This window comes from Pseudomonas sp. NFACC32-1 (assembly GCF_900101215.1).
GTDB lineage: Bacteria > Pseudomonadota > Gammaproteobacteria > Pseudomonadales > Pseudomonadaceae > Aquipseudomonas.
On sequence record NZ_FMUL01000022.1, the window covers coordinates 1 to 16384 of the forward strand.

A 16384-nucleotide genomic window follows, 5' to 3' on the forward strand; every position below is an offset into this window, starting at 1 on the left:
GATCACGGTGGCCTTGCCCACGTCGGTGCGTTTCTCGGCGCGGGCGGAAAAGATGCTCGCCCCCTCGATGCCGATGAACACCCACACGGTGACCAGCATCATGTTGCGCACCTGGTTCATCACGCTGCCCAGGTCGGGGTTCATCGTGCCCCAGATGTCCCGGGTGAAGATCTCGAGCTTGAAGGCGAACAGCGCGATCAGCACGAACAGCAACAGCGGCACGACCTTGGCGACGGTGGTCACCAGGTTGATGAATGCCGCCTCCTTGATGCCGCGCAGCACCAGCCAATGCACCGCCCACAACAGCACCGAAGCACCGATCACTGCCGCCACGGTGTTGCCCTCGCCGAAAATCGGGAAGAAGTAGCCCAGGGTACTGAACAGCAGGACGAAATAACCGACGTTGCCCAACCAGGCGCTGATCCAGTAGCCCCAGGCCGAGGAGAAGCCCATGTAGTCGCCGAAACCGGCCTTGGCGTAGGCATACACGCCGCCGTCCAGGTCGGGTTTGCGGTTGGCCAGGGTCTGGAAGACGAAGGCCAGGGTCAGCATGCCGACGGCGGTGATGGCCCAACCGATCAGTACCGCTCCGACATCGGCGCTGGCGGCCATGTTCTGCGGCAGGGAAAAGATCCCGCCACCGATCATGGAGCCGACAACCAGTGCAACCAATGCACCCAATCGAAGTTTTCCAGGAGTGTTAGACATTTGTAAGACTCCAATGCAGGAGAAGAGAGTCAACAGGCTAAGTCGATTTGGAAGTTGAATACCTGATCTGGATCAGTGCATGACAACATTCCATTGTTAATGAAGGGGTTAAGTGTTTTGCCTGATGCCCGTGAATGTTCGTGCAAGGCCCGTTCTAGAAGCTTTGGATGGGTTTGAAAGGGACGTATTTTCCTGGCGGGACAATTCACGCTAGTTGATTTTTTTTGGATCGCAACTATTTTGAACCCTGCCTTCATGACAAAAATAATCGGCTGTCCTGGCCTTTCTTTATTGTTGTCCTGAACATACTGGGGTAATGAGTCCCTTGGACTTTTTGCGGGTGACGTTATTCAAGAACGTTATGTCGCATTTATCTACTTAATGGGTCAGAGAAAGATGCCTCAGCCGATTGAAAAGTTACGACTCGGTGCGCTGATCGCGCTGGTGGTGGGGTCGATGATCGGCGGCGGGATATTTTCCCTGCCGCAAAACATGGCCGCCCGGGCCGACGTCGGCGCGGTGCTGATCGGCTGGACCATCACCGCCGTCGGCATGCTGACCCTGGCTTTCGTCTTCCAGACCCTGGCCAACCGCAAACCTGGCCTGGATTCGGGGGTCTACGCCTACGCCAAGGCCGGTTTCGGCGACTACATGGGTTTCTCTTCGGCCTGGGGCTACTGGATCAGTGCGTGGATGGGCAACGTCGGTTATTTCGTCCTGCTGTTCAGCACCCTGGGGTATTTTTATCCGGTGTTCGGCCAGGGCAATACCCCTGTGGCCATCGCCTGCGCATCGCTGCTGCTGTGGGCGGTGCACTTTCTGGTATTGCGCGGCATCAAGGAGGCGGCGTTCATCAACCTGGTGACCACTGTCGCCAAGGTCGTGCCGCTGCTGGTGTTCATCGTCATCGCCGCCGTGGCGTTCGAGGCCGAGGTGTTTACCCGGGATATCTGGGGCACGATGAACCCGGACCTGGGCAGCGTGATGGACCAGGTGCGCCACATGATGCTGGTCACGGTATTCGTGTTCATCGGCATCGAAGGCGCCAGCGTCTATTCGGCACGAGCGGAAAAACGTGCGGACGTCGGCCGCGCCACCGTGATCGGTTTCCTCGGGGTCCTGGCGCTGCTGGTGCTGGTGAACGTGCTGTCGCTGGGCATCATGAGCCAGCCTGCATTGGCGCAACTGCAGAACCCGTCCCTGGCCGGCGTGCTGGAGCATGTGGTCGGCCCCTGGGGCGCCCTGCTGATCAGCGTGGGCCTGACGGTATCGCTGCTGGGGGCGCTGCTGTCCTGGGCGCTGCTGTGCGCCGAGATTCTCTACGCGACCGCCAGGGACAAGACCATGCCGGCGTTCCTCACCAAGGAAAATGCCAACCGTGCGCCGGTCAATGCGCTGTGGTTGACCAATGGCATGATCCAGTTGTTTTTGCTGATCACCCTGTTTTCCGCAGGCACCTACACCAGCCTGATCTACCTCGCGTCGTCGATGATCCTGGTGCCGTACCTGTGGTCGGCGGCCTACGCGCTGCTGCTGGCGGTGCGTGGCGAGACCTACGAGGGCTTCGCGGCCGAGCGGCGCAAGGACCTGGCCATCGGCGCCATCGCCCTGGTCTACGCCGTCTGGCTGCTGTATGCCGGCGGCGTGAAGTACCTGCTGCTGTCGGCGCTGCTGTATGCGCCGGGCGTCATCCTGTTCGCCCAGGCCAAGCGCGAGCAGGGACAGCCGTTGTTCACCCATGTGGAGAAAGGCATTTTCGCCTGCGTGATGGCCGGGGCGGGGTTGGCGGCGTATGGGTTGTACAGTGGATTTTTGGCGTTGTGAGGCGAAGGTTGCCTTTCTGGCAAGTTAGAGACCGTCAGTGTGGTGAGGGGATTTAACGAAGCGTGCACGTTCCAGGGGGAAACCCCCTTGCCACAATGGATCGACACGCTGGCACGGTTCGCTGGCGATTGGGCGGCCATCACCATTGCGGGCGATGGGCACCCAGTTCGGTCGCTGGCGCTGCCCATTGCAAAGGCGTACCGGTGATTCTCAGCGGCACCTGCAACCGATGGGCCGGGCCCCAGGGCGTTTGTTCCACCAGCAACCCCTGGTCGGCGCTGTTCTCGGGTCGTAGCGCGGTCTGGGCGCCCGCGCCGTGTTCGATCAACAGTTTTGCCGTGCGTGCCAGGGACAGGCGTGCCGAGCCGCCTGGGCCGTTCGCCAGGCGACGGGACAAGAGCACGATGGCGCTGGCCGCCATCAGGTATCCCGTGGCGTGATCCAGCGCCTGCACCGGCAAGGGTGTCGGTTTGTCGGCCTGTTTCCAACCCATGCCGGCTTCGGCGATGCCGCTGCTCATCTGCACCAGGCTGTCGAAGCCGCGTCGGTTCTGCCAAGGGCCGCTCCAGCCGTAGGCGTTGAGGCTCACATCGATCAGCCCGGGGGCCAATTGCTGGCGTTGCGCGGCGCCATAACCCAGGCGTTCCAGGGCATCGGCGCGATAGCCGTGCAAGAGGATGTCGGCATCCTTGAGCAAAGTCTCGAACACTGCACGGTCGTCGGCTCGATGCAAGTCGAGGCGGGTGCAGCGTTTGCCCAGGGTCACTTCCGGCACCACGCCAGGCTCGTTCCAGCTCGGTGGATCGATGCGCAGGACATCGGCCCCCAGGCCCGCGAGGAAGCGGCTGGCAATGGGACCGGCCAGCACACGGGTCAGGTCCAGCACCTTGAGTCCCGCCAGTGGTCGCGCCACGGTACCGAGCCAGGGGCCAGGCCGGGCATCGAGGCTGGCGTCGAAGTGCACCAGCGGTTCGGCGTTCACCGCCTTGCCTTGGGGATGGCCCTGCCATGCCTGCCACGGGCGCATTTCGGCGGCGCAACCGCCCGCATTCACCACGGCCTGTTCCAGTTCGGCCTTGTTCCAGAGAGCGACCTTGCTTGCCATGTCGTCGCGATCACGGCAGACGCCCAGGACCTTTTCCGCCGCAAGGCGATGATGCGGCGCGTTGGTGTGCAGGCGGATCCAGCCATCGGCAGTGGCGTAGTCGCCGGCCACCGGGTCCCACATCGGCGGCACGCTCCAGCCAAGGGGGCGCAAGGACGTGGAGAACCAGAACGAGGCCAGTCGCCGGTCGACTTCCAAAGAGGGGCGCCGGCCGGTTTGCTGGTGGAGCAGTTCGGCGGCAGCCTGGCCGGCCGCGGCAATGCTGGCGCAGGCCAGTTCCGTGACGGCGAATGCCGAGGGCAAGGCGCCTTCGTCGGTGAAGGGGATCGGGGTCATGGGCAAGCCAAGGGCGGCTTGCATGGACGTGAGCTGATCGGTCATCGAAGGCCCTGCGCACAATGAAAGGGCGAGCATAGATCAAAAATCCGCAGGGCGGCGCTTCACCGCCCAGCGGGCGCTAGCATCCTTGTCCGGAGGGTGTTCCGGGCGGGACCAGATCCAGAGGTTGCCTAAACCCATTCCCAGCAATGCCAGGTAAACCGGCCAGCGGTGATCGAGCAGCGCCAGCATCAGCCCGGCGCAAAGCAGCATGCTGGCGGTGGCGCCGAACTTGGCCCTGCGCGCGATGACTTTGCCGTTGCGCCAGTTGCGCAGCATCGCTGCGAACCACCGATGATTCTCCAGCCATGCGCTCAGACGCGGCGAGCCACGCGTCGCGGCCCAGGCGGCCAGCAGGATGAACTCGGTGCTCGGCAGGCCAGGCACGACGATGGCGATCAGGCCGATGGCCAGGCTGGCATAGGCCAGGAGCGTGAAGAACAGCCGGGCGGCTTTCGAGGGGCTGCGGTTCGTGTGTCCTGGTTCAAGCATGAACGGTTCCCTCATGGGCGCGAGCCTGCTCGCGATAGCGCTCTGACAGGCGCCCATGTGCCGACTGGGTGGCCGTCACCGCGAGCCGGTTCGCTCCCTGAGGGGATGGCGATGTGTTCAAGCCGGCTCGGCCGCATAGGCGTGTTCCAGCAGCACGGTAAAGCGGTTGAAAGCATCCAGCGCGCCTTTGTCCGCCTCGGCTTCCTGTTGTTCGCTGAAGACCAGGCCGTCGAGGGTTCGGGTGAAGGTTTTCCAGCCTTCGGCGCGACCGCCTGCCGGTTCAGCCAGGTGACGGGCGCCGAAGGTTTCGTTCATGCCCAGGGCCACGGCGCGCTTGATCAGGAACGCAGCCCCCAGTTTCGACCCCTCGGAGACGAACAGCCAGCCCAGGGCCTCGGCCTGGGTCGGGTGCTTCACCGCGCCGGTCACGGGTGCCGGCACCGGCGTGTCCAGGTCCGCCAGGTCGGCCTTGGCCGCTTCGGCGCGGCAGCGGGCCGGCAGGTCGGGGATCAGCGCGGACAACTGCGGGTCGTTGTACAGGGCCACCAGTTCCGACTGGAACAGGTACTGGGCGACGACGAAGCGGGCGAAGCTGGCCGGGGTTTCGAACGGGGCGTGGGCCTTGACCAGTGCGTCGAGTCTGCTGTGGGGCTCGTGGGTGATCTGGTTCAGGCGTTGGGAGCGTGTGATGGGGCGTTCTGTGGTCATGAAAAATTCCTGTGAGTAAGCACATTGATGGCGAGGGGATTTGTCCCCGGGGGGGGCGCATCAGCTCCTAAAACGCCTCCGATCATCTGAAGTGCCAGATAGACATTTCGGGATACTGCGCGCCCAGCGGCGATCAATCCCCTCGCCACGGGAGCTGTGTTGCCTGGGATATCGTCAGATGTCCCAGATCAGGTTCACTGCGAAATTGCGTCCGGGCGCGGTCAGGCGATCGAGGTTGGCGGGGCTCAGCACCGCGGCCTCGCCGACGCTGTCGTAGCCGCGCACGTCATCCCACAGCCAGTACTTCTTGTCGGTAAGGTTGTAGAGCCCGCCACTGACGGTGACGTCGTCGGTCACTTTGTAGAACCCGGTCAGGTCGAGGATGCCGAAGCCTGGGGTCTTGAACTGGCTGCTGACGCCATCGGGGGAGTTGAAGTTGCTGTCGTCGACGCGGTTCTTCTTCCGGACCAGGGTCCAGCTGAGCAGGGTGCCGTAACCGTCCTGGTCATAACCAAGGCCGAACACCCCGGTCAGTGGGTTGACGCTGTTGATCGGCTGGCCGGTATCGTCGTTGCGACCATAGGCATAGGCCACCGAGCCCTGGGTATACAGGCCCTGCGGCGCGCCGAACACGTCCAGGTCCAGGCGCCCCTTGACCTCGGCGCCCTTGATGGTGGCGTGCTTGATGTTATTGCTCTGGAAGGTCAGCTGGTCCGCCCCGGGCGTGATCGCGTCTTCGTTGATGAAATCGCGATACTTGTTGTAGAACACTGCCACATCGAAGGAGCCGGCATCGAAACGCCCCCGCAGGCCGGTCTCGTAGCTCTTGCTTTTTTCCGGTTCCAGGTCGGGGTTGGGTTCCACGCTATAGCCGGCACCGGGGTTGTCGAAGCGCCCGTACAGGGCCTTGGCGGTCGGGGTTCGGAACCCTTCGGCGTACTGGCCGTACCAGGTGTACTGATCGGTGAACGCGTAGGTCAGGCCGAACTTGGGCGAAACGCGATGCCAGGTCTTGTTGCTGTCACTGACTTCGCCGCCGCTGGTGGGGTCGACGGTGTTGAGGAATTCCTCGGTGAGGTGCGGCTTGAGTCGGGTGTGGTCGTAGCGCAGGCCCGGGGTGAAGGTCCACTTTTCCCAGCTGATCTGGTCCTGGGCGAACAGACTGTAGGTATTGATGGTCGGGTCCGGGAAATCGCTGGCTTTTGCCAGCACGTCACGGGTACTGATGGCACCGACGGTCGGGCAGCCCACGCCGACCGCCAGGCAGACGCCATTGCCGCTACGCGAACCGGTCACCTTCTGCTGCTTGAGGGTGGTGCCGTAGGTCAGCGCGTGGTCGGTCTCGGCGATGCTGAAGGCTTTTTCCAGCTGCGCGTCGAATACCCACTGTTTTTCTTCATAGAGGGTATCCCGGGTGCGTAGCACCTGGCGGGTGATGGGGAAATAGAACTCGGCGGTGCTCTGGTCGGTCTTGGCGACCTGGTGGTTCAGGCTCCACTTCACGCGGTCGGCCAGCAGGCTGTCGAGGGCGAAGCTGTGTTCCAGGCCGAAGCGCTCGCGACTGATGGTGTCGTTGCCGGTGCGCCACTGGTACATGCCACCGGGCAGCACGGCGGGAGGAATGGCCGGCTGGCCATTGGCATACGGGCCGCCATAGGCGCTTTTCAGATCGCTGTCGCGGTCATCCTTGTACTTCTCGTAGACCAGCCCCAGGCGCGCATCATCGTCGTAGTTCCAGCCCAGCTTGGCCAGGACGTTGTGGGTGCGTACATCCTCCGGGTTGGCCGCGGTGCGGTCCAGGCCGGTGCCATTGTGGCTGCCATAGGATTCGGTTTCGTGGCCGTCGCGCTGGCTGTAGTGCAGCAGGCCATCGAATGCGCCGCTGCGGCCGGCGACGGTGGCGGACTTGAGCCAGCTCTCGTCGGCGGAGCTGTAGCCGGTTTTCAGCCGGGCGCCGACGTCGCTGCCGGGCTTGATGATGTCGTCCGGGTCCAGGGTGAAGTAACTGACGGCACCGCCGATGGCATTGCTGCCGTACAGCACCGAGGCCGGGCCGCGCAGGATCTCCACGCGCTTGACGATTTCCGGGTCGACATAGTTGCGCTGGGTCTTGGCATAGGGGCCGTTGAAGAAACTGTCGGGTATTTCCACACCATCGACCTGGGTCAGGATCCGGTTGCCGTCGATGCCGCGGATGTTATAGCCACTGATGCCGCCACGCTGGCCGGCACCCCCCGCCGAGACACCGGGTTCGTAACGCACCAGGTCCTTGAGGGTGTTGACGTTGTTGCGGTCCAGGGCCTGGCGGTCATGGGCCGTGACGGTGCTGGGCACGCTGGCGATGGGTTGTTCCTGGCGGGTGGCGCTGATAGTCACCTGTTGCAGGTTCAGTACGCTGCCGGCGCTGCTCTTTTCCAGAACCACGTTGTCGCTGCCCAGTTTGCGATAGCTCAGGTTGGTCCCCACCAACAGGCGCTCGAGGGCTTTTTCCGGCGATAGCGAACCGTTCACGCCGGGCGAGGCGACCCCGTCGGCCAGTTCGGCCGGCAGGCCCACCTGCCATCCAGTGACGGCGGTAAAGGCATTCAGGGCAGAGACCAGCGGTTGCTGGGCGATGGCGAAGGTGTAGTCGCCCATGTTGTGAGTCGACGAACGCGTGGCGGTGGCGGCCAGGGCGGCCGGGACGCTGCCGGCCATCAGGATGGCGGCGGTCAGCAATGACAACGTGCGGGTAGGGGCAAGGAACCGGCAAGTAAGGCGAGAGGACATCGATAGCGCTCCGTGTCGCATCTGTTATAGGTGCAGATCGGCATCTGTAGATGCGAATCAATTGCATTGGCTATAACGAGACGAACCAGCTCACGCTATCGAGTAAAAATAATGCTCGTTCAGTTGAGAATGACCAGGGCCGGGAACTCCTGGACCCGCGCCGAGGTGATATGGGCCAGCGAGCGCACCACGTCCAGCGGCTGGTCTAGGCGGTAGTTGCCGGTCACCGCGATGTGGGCCAACTGCTCGTTGCGATTGATGATCCAGCCGGGGTAATAGCGTTGCAGTTCGGCCAGTACCTGGTCCAGCGGTCGATTTTCGAACACCAGCCGGCCCTGGACCCACGCCAGGTCGGTGCTGGCATCGAGCCTTGCCGGGCGATCGAAGCCGTTGGGGCCGATGCGAATGCTTTCTCCGGCCGAGAGCCGGACACGCGTGTCGTTGCGGTTGGCCCGCAGGTCCACATCGCCGCGCTGCACCTGGACCTGCGCCACGCCGTCGAGGTAGCGCACGGCGAACGTGGTGTCGCTGACACTGGCGGTAACCGGGCCGGCTTCGATTTCCAGCGGCAGGTTGCGATCGCCGGGGACCTCGAAGAACGCTTCGCCCTTGTACAGCCGGGCCATGTGTCGCTGTTCATTGAACGTGCTGGAGAAGGCCGAATCGGTGTTGAGCAGGACCCTGGAGCCGTCCTCCAGTTGCAGGCGCTGGCGCTCGCCGACCACGGTCAGGTGGTCGGCCTGCAAGTGCAGGGGCAAGTCGCTGAAGTTGAACAGGCCCAGGAACAGCACGGCGGCGGTGGCCAGCGGTTTCCAATGGGCACGCAGGCGTGACAGCGCCGTGGCTTTCGGCGCCGCCTGGAGCTGCCGGGCACTTTCCAGTACCTGCGGGCCGTTCCAGATGGTCTGGGCCCTGACGAACGCTTCGCCATGACGCGGGTCGGCCGCCAGCCAGGCCTGGAACTGCCGGGTCTGCTCCTGGCTGGGGTTGTCCAGCAGGATCAGCCAGTCCAGCGCCTGCTCCATGGCATGGGCGGTGTCTGTGGCTGGAGCTGGCCCGGGGGCGCGATGGGTGTCCGTCACGGTGCTTCCTCGGCGGTGTCTATGCACTGCTGTTCGTATCAGGCTTGAGGGCGGCAAGATTAGCAGGGCCGCCGGCCAACGCAATCGGCGGCGGCCTCGAATGGAAAGTTCCTACAGGCTCAGTCGGCGTCGAGACGTTCAGCCACGCCGATACAGATTGCCATGATCAACTTCAGTTCCTTTTGCACCGTACTCGGCGAGACACCCAGGCGCTCGGCAATCTCTTGATAAGCGTGACCTTGCAGGCGGCTGAGCATGAAGATCTGTTGTTGGCGTGAGCTCAAGGCCTGCAGGCTGACGTTGAGGCGTTCGAGCATGCGTCCGGCATGGGCGGCGTCTTCGGCGCTGCTCTGGGGGGCCACCACATTGTTCACGACGTCCACCGGGACGTCCTCCAGCAATGTCCGCGACTGGATACGCCGGGCGCGCAGATGATCCAGTGCCAGGTTGCGCGCGGTCTGGAAGACGAAGGGTTCAAGATGATCGACCGTACGCTCGTTCAGGGCACGGGTCACGCGCAGGTACGTTTCCTGAAGCAGGTCTTCGGCAGTGCTGGGGTTGTTGACCATACGTTCAAGGGTGCGCAGCAGCGGTGTACGCTGGGCGAGGAAGACGTGGTGAAAGCGCGATTGACTCACGGCAGGGCTCGATCCGATTTGAGTAGATGATAATGATTATTATCTACTTGGCAGGTCAAGCCTTGATTTCGTGACCCTACCGATCCCATGCCCCCATCCCCTGCGGGAGCGAGCTGCGCGCGATGCCGTTCGGCCAGGTCGCATCATTGTCGATTGACCCTGACCCATCGCTATCGCGTGCAAGCTCGTCTCTACAAGCTCGCCGCTACACAAAAGCTGGACTGAGCGTGTGGATCACTCCGCGTTGCACAGCGCCAGGCAGTTATCCAGCATGCGGTTGGAGAAGCCCCACTCGTTGTCATACCAGGCCAGTACCTTGAGCAGCTTGCCGCTGACCTTGGTGTGGTTGGCGTCGAAGATCGACGACAGCGGGTTGTGGTTGAAGTCACTGGAAACCAGGGGCAGGGTGTTATAGCCCAGGATCTTCGAATGCTGGCTGGCCTGGCGCAGCAGCGCATTGACTTCGTCGGCCGAGGTCTCGCGCTTGAGCTGCACGGTCAGGTCTACCAGGGAAACGTTGATCACCGGCACGCGCACGGCCATGCCGGTCAGCTTGCCTGCCAGTTCCGGCAGCACCAGGCCCACCGCCTCGGCGGCGCCGGTCTTGCTCGGGATCATGTTCTGGGTGGCGGAACGGGCGCGATACGGGTCGCTGTGGTAGACGTCCGTCAGGTTCTGGTCGTTGGTGTAGGCATGGATGGTGGTCATCAGGCCACTTTCGATGCCCAGCTCGCGGTGCAGCACCTGGGCCACCGGGGCCAGGCAGTTGGTGGTGCAAGAGGCGTTGGAAATGACCTGGTGGGACTGGCGCAGAATGTCGTGGTTCACGCCATACACCACGGTGGCGTCGGCCCCCTTGGCCGGAGCCGAGATGATCACCTTGCGGGCGCCGGCGCTGATATGCGCGGCGGCCTTGGCGCGGTCGGTGAACAGCCCGGTGCATTCGAAGACCACGTCGATCTTCTCGGCGGCCCAGGGCAGGTCGGCCGGATTGCGGATGGCGCTGACCGAGATGCGGTCGCCATTGACCGTCAGGCTTTCGTGATCGTGCTGGACATCGGCATCGAACGTGCCGTGGACGGTGTCGAACTTGAGCAGATGAGCATTGATCGCACTGTCACCCAGGTCGTTGATGGCGACGATCTGCAAGTCGCGACGATAGCCTTGGGTATAAAGTGCACGGAGGACGTTGCGGCCGATGCGGCCAAAACCATTGATTGCGATTCGAAGAGTCATTAACTGCGCCGCCGTCGATTTGTTGTTGGAATTACAAGATTATTCGCATAAAAATAGAAAACAAGCCTTTTTGATGGCAATATTTTGTTTTATCTACAACGAGTGACCTGCATCAACTGGTCCGAATGGTCGACAAGCCGCCTGCCGCCCCCTGTGGGCGGGGCTTTTGACCAGCATAGACAATCAGGTCGCCATACCCGTTAGCCTGGAGTTCTACACATGCATCCCCGCGTACTTGAGGTCACCGAACGGCTTATCGCCCGCAGCCGCGCCACGCGTCAGGCTTACCTTGCACTGATTCGCGGCGCCGCCAGCGACGGGCCGATGCGCGGTAAATTGCAGTGCGCCAATTTCGCCCACGGCGTCGCCGGTTGCGGCAGCGAAGACAAGCACCACCTGCGGATGATGAACGCCGCCAACATCGCCATCGTGTCTTCCTATAACGACATGCTGTCGGCCCACCAGCCTTACGAAACCTTTCCGGAACAGATCAAGAAAGCCCTGCGCGAAATCGGCTCGGTCGGCCAGTTCGCCGGCGGTACTCCCGCCATGTGCGATGGCGTGACCCAGGGCGAGGCGGGGATGGAGCTGAGCCTGCCGAGCCGCGAAGTGATCGCCCTGTCCACGGCCGTGGCGCTGTCCCACAACATGTTCGACGGCGCGCTGATGCTCGGCATCTGCGACAAGATCGTCCCGGGCCTGATGATGGGCGCGTTGCGCTTCGGTCACTTGCCGACGATCTTCGTGCCCGGCGGGCCGATGGTCTCGGGCATTTCCAACAAGGAAAAGGCTGACGTTCGCCAGCGCTACGCCGAGGGCAAGGCCACTCGCGAAGAGCTGCTGGAATCGGAGATGAAGTCCTATCACAGCCCCGGTACCTGCACCTTCTACGGCACCGCCAACACCAACCAGTTGCTCATGGAAGTGATGGGCCTGCACCTGCCGGGCGCTTCGTTCGTCAACCCGAACACCCCGCTGCGCGATGCCCTGACTCGCGAGGCGGCCTTCCAGGTGACGCGCCTGACCAAGCAGAGCGGCAACTTCATGCCCATCGGCGAAATCGTCGACGAGCGGGCGCTGGTCAACTCCATCGTCGCGCTGCACGCCACTGGCGGCTCCACCAACCACACGCTGCACATGCCGGCCATCGCCATGGCGGCCGGGATCCAGTTGACCTGGCAGGACATGGCCGACCTCTCCGAGGTGGTGCCGACCCTTAGCCACGTCTACCCGAACGGCAAGGCCGACATCAACCACTTCCAGGCGGCGGGTGGCATGTCCTTCCTGATCCGCGAACTGCTGGAAGCCGGTCTGCTGCATGAGGACGTCAACACCGTGCTCGGCCATGGCCTGAGCCGCTATACCCAGGAGCCGTTCCTCGAAGACGGCGAGCTGGTATGGCGCGACGGCCCGACCGAAAGCCTCGACGAAAACATCCTGCGCCCGGTGGCCCGGGCATTCTCTGCCGAGGGTGGCCTGCGAGTCATGGAGGGCAATCTGGGGCGCGGGGTGATGAAGGTCTCGGCCGTGGCCCTGGAAAACCAGATCGTCGAAGCGCCGGCCATGGTGTTCCAGGATCAGCAGGACCTGGCCGATGCGTTCAAGGCCGGTCTGCTGGAGAAGGATTTCGTCGCAGTCATGCGCTTCCAGGGGCCTCGCTCCAATGGCATGCCGGAGCTGCACAAGATGACGCCGTTCCTCGGCGTGCTGCAGGATCGCGGCTTCAAGGTGGCGTTGGTGACGGACGGTCGCATGTCCGGCGCGTCGGGGAAAATCCCGGCGGCGATTCATGTCAGCCCCGAAGCTTATGTCGGTGGTCCGTTGGCCCGGGTGCAGGAGGGCGATATCATCCGCGTGGACGGCGTCAAAGGCACCTTGGAACTGAAGGTGGACGCCGAGGAATTCGCCGCGCGCGAACCGGCCAAGGGCCTGTTGGGCAACAACATCGGTACCGGTCGCGAGCTGTTCGGCTTCATGCGCATGGCCTTCAGCTCGGCAGAGCAGGGCGCCAGCGCCTTCACTTCTGCCCTGGAGACGCTTAATTGAAACTGGCTTTGGTCGGTGACATCGGTGGGACCAACGCACGTTTCGCGTTGTGGAAGAACCACAACCTGGAGAATATCCAGGTGCTGGCGACGGCGGACTACGCCTGCCCCGAAGATGCCATCAAGGTTTACCTGAGCGGCATGGGCATGGAGCCGGGCGCCATTGGCTCGGTGTGCCTCTCCGTGGCGGGGCCGGTGAGCGGCGATGAGTTTCGCTTCACCAACAACCATTGGCGCTTGAGCAATCTGGCGTTCTGCCGGACCTTGCAGGTGGAGCAACTGCTGCTGGTCAACGACTTTTCGGCCATGGCCCTGGGCATGACCTGCCTGCGTCCCGGCGAATATCGGGTCGTCTGCCAGGGCACTCCCGAGCCGATGCGTCCGGCGGTGGTGATCGGGCCGGGCACCGGGCTGGGTGTCGGTACGCTGCTGAACCTGGGCGAGGGGCGTTTCGCGGCCTTGCCGGGTGAGGGCGGTCATGTCGACCTGCCGATGAGCAGTCCGCGGGAAACCCAGCTGTGGCAACACATCTACAACGAGATCGGCCACGTCAGCGCCGAGACCGCCCTGAGTGGCAGTGGCTTGCCCAGGGTGTACCGGGCGATCTGCGCGGTGGACGGCCACGTGCCGGTACTCGACACCCCGGAATCCATCACCGCCGCCGGCCTGGCCGGCGACCCCATCGCCCTGGAAGTGCTCGAGCAGTTCTGTCGCTGGTTGGGGCGCGTGGCGGGTAACAATGTGTTGACGGTGGGAGGGCGAGGCGGTGTCTACATCGTCGGTGGCGTGGTCCCGCGGTTTGCCGATTTTTTCATCGAGAGCGGTTTCGCCCGTTGTTTCGCCGACAAGGGCTGCATGAGCGATTACTTCAAGGGTATCCCGGTCTGGCTGGTGACGGCGCCGTATCCCGGGCTCATGGGCGCGGGTGTGGCGTTGGAGCAATCTGCACAAGCTTGAAGTTCGAACCGCGTACCTTGTGGGAGCGAGCTTGCTCGCGATAGCGGTGTAACAGTCAACTCAAGGATGACTGACACTCCGTTATCGCGAGCAAGCTCGCTCCCGCAGTGTGTCTGTAGTCCTCATCCATCAGGCATAATCCGCCCCAATCCAAACAACAAGGACGAGGCCCGTGAGTTCAGTGAACAAATCGATTTTGTTGGTCGACGACGACCAGGAGATTCGCGAGCTGCTGGACACCTACCTCAGTCGTGCGGGTTTTCAGGTGCGCACCACCCCGGATGGCGCCGGGTTTCGCCAGGCGTTCAACGAAGCGCCGAGCGACCTGGTGATCCTCGATGTGATGCTGCCCGACGAGGACGGCTTCAGCCTGTGTCGTTGGGTTCGCCAGCACCCGCGCCAGGCGCACGTGCCGATCATCATGCTGACCGCCAGCTCCGACGAAGCCGACCGGGTCATCGGCCTGGAACTGGGGGCCGACGACTACCTGGGCAAGCCCTTCAGCCCCCGGGAACTCCAGGCCCGCATCAAGGCCCTGCTGCGCCGGGCCCAGTTCGGCCAGGAACGCTCCGGCGGCGAAGTGCTGGCCTTCGACGAGTGGCGGCTGGATATGATCAGCCACCGCCTGTTTCACGCCGATGGCGAAGAAGTCATCCTGTCCGGCGCCGACTTCGCCCTGCTCAAGCTGTTCCTCGATCATCCCCAGGAAATCCTCGACCGCGACACCATCGGCAACGCCACCCGTGGCCGAGAATTGATGCCCCTGGACCGGATCGTCGACATGGCGGTCAGTCGCCTGCGCCAACGCTTGCGCGATACGGAAAAACCGCCGCGGCTGATCCGTACGGTGCGCGGCAGCGGCTATCAGTTGGCGGCCAATGTGGTTGCCTGCAATGGGCACTGACTGGATCAGGAAGATCGCCCAGCGGGTGCCGGTGCCACGTTCGTTGCTGGGACGGATGTTGCTGCTCACGCTGTTGGTGGTGTTGTTCGCCCAGACCTTGTCCAGCCTGATCTGGGTATCGCAACTGCGTGCCACCCAGCTCGAGGGCCTGGTGACCAGTGCCCGCAGCCTCGCCCATTCAATGACCGCCAGTGTCAGCTACCTGCGTTCGCTGCCGGTGGCCTATCGGCCGCTGGTGCTGGATCAACTGCGCAGCATGGGCGGCACGCGGTTCGTCGTGACCCTCAACGACAAGCCCCTGGGCATGGATGTGCTCCCCAACACGCCGCGTAAACTGGCGGTGCTCAAGGCGGTGGATGAGGTATTGCGCCGCTCCCTGGGCAATAACGCCGATATCTCCGTCAAGTTTGTCAGTCCCGAGGACCTGCGGATCTTCAACGGCGGCCTCAAGCTCGATGAGTTGCCCCGTTCATGGGCTCATTACGCCCTGACCCTGGAGCCGGTGAACCCGCCTGTCCTGGTCACGCAGATCCAGATGGCGCCGGGCGAATGGTTGTACATCGCCTCGCTGCTGCCCGAACCCTATACCAGTCTCGAAGAGCAGGACCTGCCCAAGCAGCAGGTCGGCTTCATCGTGCTGACCAGCTCCCTGCTGTTGCTGTTCATCGGTTTGCTGGTGCATTGGCAGAGCCGGCCGCTCAAGCGTCTGGCCCGGGCGGCGCGGGACATGTCGCTGGGCGCCGAGGTGGAGCCCGTGGCCGAGGGTGGGGGCAGCGAAGTGGTGGAAGTGGGGCGGGCCTTCAATGCGATGCGCGAACGGATCAGCCGCTACCTGACCGAGCGCAGCCAGTTGTTCAGCGCGATTTCCCATGACCTGCGCACGCCCATTACCCGCTTGCGGCTGCGGGTCGAGCTGTTGGAAGACGAGAACCTGCAGGCCAAGTTCGGCCGCGACCTGGACGAGCTGGAACTGCTGGTCAAAGGCGCCCTGCAATGCGTCAAGGACACGGATATCCACGAGAACATCGAGCCGGTGGACCTCAACCATGTGCTCGACTGCCTGGTGGAGCCTTACCTGGCACCCAACGGCAATGGTCGCGTCACCCAGGATGGCCGGGCACTGGCGCCTTATCCGGGCAAGCCGCTGGCCCTCAAGCGCTGCATCGGCAACCTGATCGACAATGCCTTGAAATACGGGCAGAACGCTCATTTGCATATCGATGACGACGAAACCGCGTTCATCCTGCACGTCGACGACGAAGGCCCGGGTGTGCCGGAGCAGCGCCTTGAGCAAGTCTTCGAGCCGCATTTCCGCCTGGCCGGACAGCAGCAGGGCTACGGCCTGGGCCTGGGCATCGCCCGCAACATCGCCCATAGCCATGGCGGCGAGGTCAGCCTGCAGAACCTGCGCGAAGGCGGGTTGCGGGTGACCTTGCAGTTGCCTCGCAGTGTGGATTGATCGGGCCGCGTAATCGTTACATCGCAAGCGAGCTTGCTCGCGATGGCGCCAGTCGTCTCGATCCATCTCTCCCGGTCAA

The 16384-nt window shown here is 63.3% G+C and carries 13 protein-coding genes; 5 read left to right on the forward strand and 8 right to left on the reverse strand.

What is annotated here, in order from left to right; all coding sequences use genetic code 11:
• Positions 1–708, reverse strand: a 708-nt coding sequence (locus BLP99_RS24310; RefSeq protein WP_143007977.1) for an amino acid permease, incomplete at its 3' end; no start/stop codon positions are given.
• 396 nt (positions 709–1104) lie between these two features.
• Here BLP99_RS24310 and arcD point away from each other — a divergent pair.
• Complete coding sequence (gene arcD / locus BLP99_RS24315) at positions 1105–2532, forward strand: arginine-ornithine antiporter (protein ID WP_092181986.1); 1428 nt, start codon at positions 1105–1107, stop codon at positions 2530–2532.
• Between the two features lie 139 nt (positions 2533–2671).
• On the opposite strand, the gene BLP99_RS24320 is transcribed toward arcD, so the two are convergent.
• The 7 genes from BLP99_RS24320 to gap all read right to left on the reverse strand — a co-directional run bounded on the left by BLP99_RS24320 (position 2672) and on the right by gap (position 10940).
• A complete protein-coding gene (locus BLP99_RS24320) occupies positions 2672–4018 on the reverse strand; it encodes a CoA transferase (protein WP_072398891.1) in 1347 nt (448 codons plus the stop codon).
• Positions 4019–4054: 36 nt separating this feature from the next.
• Entirely contained in the window at positions 4055–4507 is a 453-nt protein-coding gene (locus BLP99_RS24325; RefSeq protein WP_092181989.1) for a YbaN family protein, read from the reverse strand.
• A gap of 117 nt (positions 4508–4624) precedes the next feature.
• Positions 4625–5215 (reverse strand): biliverdin-producing heme oxygenase, encoded by a 591-nt coding sequence (locus BLP99_RS24330; RefSeq protein ID WP_092181992.1) that lies wholly within the window; start codon positions 5213–5215, stop codon positions 4625–4627.
• Between the two features lie 174 nt (positions 5216–5389).
• Positions 5390–7984 (reverse strand): TonB-dependent receptor, encoded by a 2595-nt coding sequence (locus BLP99_RS24335; RefSeq protein WP_092181995.1) that lies wholly within the window; start codon positions 7982–7984, stop codon positions 5390–5392.
• 119 nt (positions 7985–8103) lie between these two features.
• Complete coding sequence (locus BLP99_RS24340) at positions 8104–9066, reverse strand: FecR family protein (RefSeq protein WP_072459502.1); 963 nt, start codon at positions 9064–9066, stop codon at positions 8104–8106.
• Between the two features lie 119 nt (positions 9067–9185).
• Positions 9186–9704, reverse strand: coding sequence for an RNA polymerase sigma factor (locus tag BLP99_RS24345; RefSeq protein ID WP_092181998.1), 519 nt, complete (start codon positions 9702–9704; stop codon positions 9186–9188).
• A gap of 234 nt (positions 9705–9938) precedes the next feature.
• Positions 9939–10940 carry a type I glyceraldehyde-3-phosphate dehydrogenase gene (gene gap, locus BLP99_RS24350; protein ID WP_072398885.1) on the reverse strand — a complete coding sequence of 334 codons (1002 nt, stop codon included), beginning with the start codon at positions 10938–10940 and terminating at the stop codon, positions 9939–9941.
• A 219-nt stretch (positions 10941–11159) separates the two neighbouring features.
• Here gap and edd point away from each other — a divergent pair, with 219 nt between their 5' ends.
• The 4 genes from edd to BLP99_RS24370 all read left to right on the forward strand — a co-directional run bounded on the left by edd (position 11160) and on the right by BLP99_RS24370 (position 16305).
• A complete protein-coding gene (gene edd, locus BLP99_RS24355) occupies positions 11160–12986 on the forward strand; it encodes a phosphogluconate dehydratase (protein ID WP_092182001.1) in 1827 nt (608 codons plus the stop codon).
• Positions 12983–13942 (forward strand): glucokinase, encoded by a 960-nt coding sequence (locus tag BLP99_RS24360; protein ID WP_072398883.1) that lies wholly within the window; start codon positions 12983–12985, stop codon positions 13940–13942. The genes edd and BLP99_RS24360 overlap by 4 nt, the downstream gene beginning before the upstream one ends.
• Before the next feature lie 172 nt (positions 13943–14114).
• Positions 14115–14846 carry a response regulator gene (locus BLP99_RS24365; protein WP_072398882.1) on the forward strand — a complete coding sequence of 244 codons (732 nt, stop codon included), beginning with the start codon at positions 14115–14117 and terminating at the stop codon, positions 14844–14846.
• On the forward strand, positions 14836–16305 hold the full coding sequence (locus tag BLP99_RS24370; protein WP_072398881.1) for an ATP-binding protein: 1470 nt from the start codon (positions 14836–14838) through the stop codon (positions 16303–16305). The genes BLP99_RS24365 and BLP99_RS24370 overlap by 11 nt, the downstream gene beginning before the upstream one ends.
• The last annotated feature ends 79 nt before the right edge of the window (positions 16306–16384 follow it).